The sequence below is a fragment of the Pseudomonas sp. 18.1.10 genome, from assembly GCF_024655625.1.
Classification (GTDB): domain Bacteria; phylum Pseudomonadota; class Gammaproteobacteria; order Pseudomonadales; family Pseudomonadaceae; genus Aquipseudomonas.
In genome coordinates, this window is sequence record NZ_JANLGL010000390.1 from 1 (window position 1) to 2,888 (window position 2,888).

General features: G+C 61.6%; 3 protein-coding genes. 2 read left to right on the forward strand and 1 reads right to left on the reverse strand.

Annotated features, from left to right (window positions below):
* Positions 1–51 precede the first annotated feature (51 nt).
* Positions 52–1,416, reverse strand: coding sequence for a formimidoylglutamate deiminase (locus NUV89_RS28980; protein WP_257784016.1), 1,365 nt, complete (start codon positions 1,414–1,416; stop codon positions 52–54).
* Between the two features lie 147 nt (positions 1,417–1,563).
* On the opposite strand from NUV89_RS28980, the gene hutC reads away from it, so the two are divergent.
* Together hutC and NUV89_RS28990 are read left to right on the forward strand one after the other, a co-directional pair.
* Entirely contained in the window at positions 1,564–2,274 is a 711-nt protein-coding gene (gene hutC / locus NUV89_RS28985) for a histidine utilization repressor (RefSeq protein ID WP_017738808.1), read from the forward strand.
* Entirely contained in the window at positions 2,271–2,831 is a 561-nt protein-coding gene (locus tag NUV89_RS28990) for a HutD family protein (RefSeq protein ID WP_257784017.1), read from the forward strand. The genes hutC and NUV89_RS28990 overlap by 4 nt, the downstream gene beginning before the upstream one ends.
* Positions 2,832–2,888: the final 57 nt, after the last annotated feature.

Below are 2,888 nucleotides of genomic sequence, written 5' to 3' on the forward strand. Positions count from 1 at the left end.
GGATGCAGTGACTGACACACCGCTTTCGCGAGCAAGCCCGCTCCCACAGTTTTAACCGAGTAAGTCCTTTAATACCTGTGTGAATGCGCGACGGCTGTCCTCTTCGCCAGCATGATGCCCATCACGCACCACCCACTTCCCATTCACCAGCACATCCCGCACCTGCCGGTCGCCACCGGCAAACAGCCAGCGATTGAGAATGCCATCCTCGCTAGCCGTCGCCAGGTACGGATCATTGCCATCCAGCACTAGCCAATCTGCACGCTTGCCCACTTCCAATCGCCCAATCGCCTGGCCCAGTGCTTGCGCGCCGCCATCCAGCGCGGCATCAAACAGCGTCCGCCCGACCATCGGCTGATTACTGCGATACAGGCGATTGCGCCGCTGATCCCGCAGGCGCTGCCCGTATTCCAACCAACGCAACTCTTCCACTACGCTTAACGACACATGGCTGTCGGACCCAATCCCCATGCGCCCGCCCTGCGCGAGGAAATCCACCGCCGGGAAAATCCCATCGCCCAGGTTGGCTTCAGTGGTCAGGCACAGGCCCGCAATCGCCCGGCTCTTGGCCATGCGCGAGACTTCATCCCCGTCGGCGTGGGTGGCATGCACCAGGCACCAGCGCTCGTCCACTTCCACATTGTCATACAGCCATTGCAGCGGGCGTTTGCCGCTCCAGGCCAGGCAGTCGTCGACTTCCTTTTGCTGTTCGGCGATGTGGATATGCACCGGGCACGCCTTGTCGCTGGCCGCCAGCACGTCGCTGATCTGTTGCGGCGTGACCGCGCGCAGGGAGTGGAAGCACAGGCCCAGTTCTTGCGCCGGTTGCGCGGCGAGGATCGGTTTGAGGCGCGCTTGCAGGTCCAGGTAGTTTTCCGTGCTGTTGATAAACCGGCGCTGGCCCTCGTTCGGCGCTTGCCCACCAAACCCTGAGTGGGTGTAGAGCACCGGCAACAGGGTCAAACCGATCCCGCTGCTGGCCGCCGCCTGGCTGATCTGCCGCGACAGCTCGGTGCGATCGGCATAAGGCTGGCCGCTGACGTCGTGGTGCACGTAATGAAATTCGGCCACCGAGGTGTAGCCGGCCTTGAGCATCTCGATATACAGCTGGCGCGCGATCACCTGCAATTGCTCCGGGCTGATCTTGCCGACCATGCGGTACATCAGGTCGCGCCAGGTCCAGAAGCTGTCATTCGGATTGCCCGCCACTTCGGCCAAACCGGCCATGGCGCGCTGGAATGCATGGGAGTGCAAATTCGGCATACCCGCCAACACCGGGCCTCTCAGCCGTTCGGCGCCCTCTGCACTGGCATTGGCCGCAACCTGTGTCAGCAGGCCATCGGCGCTGACTTCAAGACGTACATCATTGGCCCATCCATTAGGCAGCAGTGCGCGTTCGGCAAAGAAAGCGGACATGATCAAGGCACCCCGGTCGTGTGTTTATTTGTATATACATATACAGACGTTTGCCTGCTCGGTAAACTCCGGCAATCTATGCATCTTTTCCCCCTGCAAGGATTCCCTGTGCCGACTCCGCCTGCCAAGTCTTCGCTGGCTGCCCACATGGACGAAAGTCCGGCGCCCTTGTATGCCCGCGTCAAACAGATGATCAGCCAGCAGATTCTCAACGGCAACTGGCCGCCCCATTACCGCGTGCCGTCGGAGAGCGAGCTGGTCAGCCAACTGGGCTTCAGCCGCATGACCATCAACCGCGCCCTGCGCGAGCTCACCGCCGAAGGGTTGCTGGTGCGCATGCAAGGCGTCGGCACCTTTGTCGCCGAGCCCAAGAGTCAGTCGGCGCTGTTCGAAGTGCACAACATTGCCGATGAGATCGCCTCCCGCGGTCATCGGCACACGTGCCAGGTCATTCACCTGGGCGAAGAGGCTGCCGGTTCCGAACGCGCCGTCGCCCTGGAAATGCGCGAAGGCGGGCGGGTGTTCCATTCGCTGATCGTGCACTTCGAAAACGATATTCCGGTGCAAATCGAAGACCGCTTCGTCAACGCCCTGGTCGCGCCGGAATACCTGCAACAGGATTTCACCCAGCAGACGCCTTACGCCTACTTGAACCAGGTTGCGCCGCTGACCGAAGGCGAGCACGTGGTGGAAGCGATCCTCGCCGACGCCGCCGAGTGCAAGCTGCTGCAGATCGAACCCAGCGAGCCGTGCCTGTTGATCCGCCGCCGCACCTGGTCCGGTCGCCAACCGGTGACCGCCGCGCGGTTGATCCACCCCGGTTCCCGTCACAGCCTGGAAGGACGTTTCAGCAAATGAGTGCAGTGACAGTCTGGCGCGCCACTGACTACGTGCGCATGCCGTGGAAAAACGGCGGTGGCAGCACCGAAGAAATCACCCGTGACGCCGGCAGCGGCCTGGATGGGTTTGGCTGGCGCCTGTCGATTGCCGATATCGCCGAGTCGGGCGGGTTCTCCACCTTTGCCGGTTACCAGCGCGTGATTACCGTGATCCAGGGCGCGGGCATGGTGTTGACCGTGGATGGCGAGGAGCAGCGTGGGTTGTTGCCGCTGCAAGCGTTCGCGTTCAAGGGTGACAGCCAGGTGGCGTGTCGTTTGATTACGGGGCCGATTCGCGATTTCAACCTGATCTATTCGCCAGTGCGTTATCACGCCAGGTTGCAGTGGATTGATGGTGTGCAGCGCTTCTTCACGACGGCGCAGACGGTGTTGGTGTTCAGCGTGGCGGATGAGGTGAAGGTGTTGGGCGAAAAGCTCGGCCATCACGATTGCCTGCAAGTGGACGGTAACACTGGCCTGCTGGACCTCTCGGTCAGCGGCCGCAGCTGCATCATCGAACTGACCGCACGCGGTTAAAACTGTGGGAGCTGGCTTGCCTGCGATAGCGGTGTATCAGTATCAGATGTACTGACT

Excerpts from the sequence above, each read along its gene's own strand:
- NUV89_RS28980 (WP_257784016.1), bottom strand. The coding sequence starts at position 1,416 with ATGTCCGCTTTCTTTGCCGAACGCGCACTGCTGCCTAATGGATGGGCC.
- hutC (WP_017738808.1), top strand. The coding sequence starts at position 1,564 with ATGGACGAAAGTCCGGCGCCCTTGTATGCCCGCGTCAAACAGATGATC.
- NUV89_RS28990 (WP_257784017.1), top strand. The coding sequence starts at position 2,271 with ATGAGTGCAGTGACAGTCTGGCGCGCCACTGACTACGTGCGCATGCCG.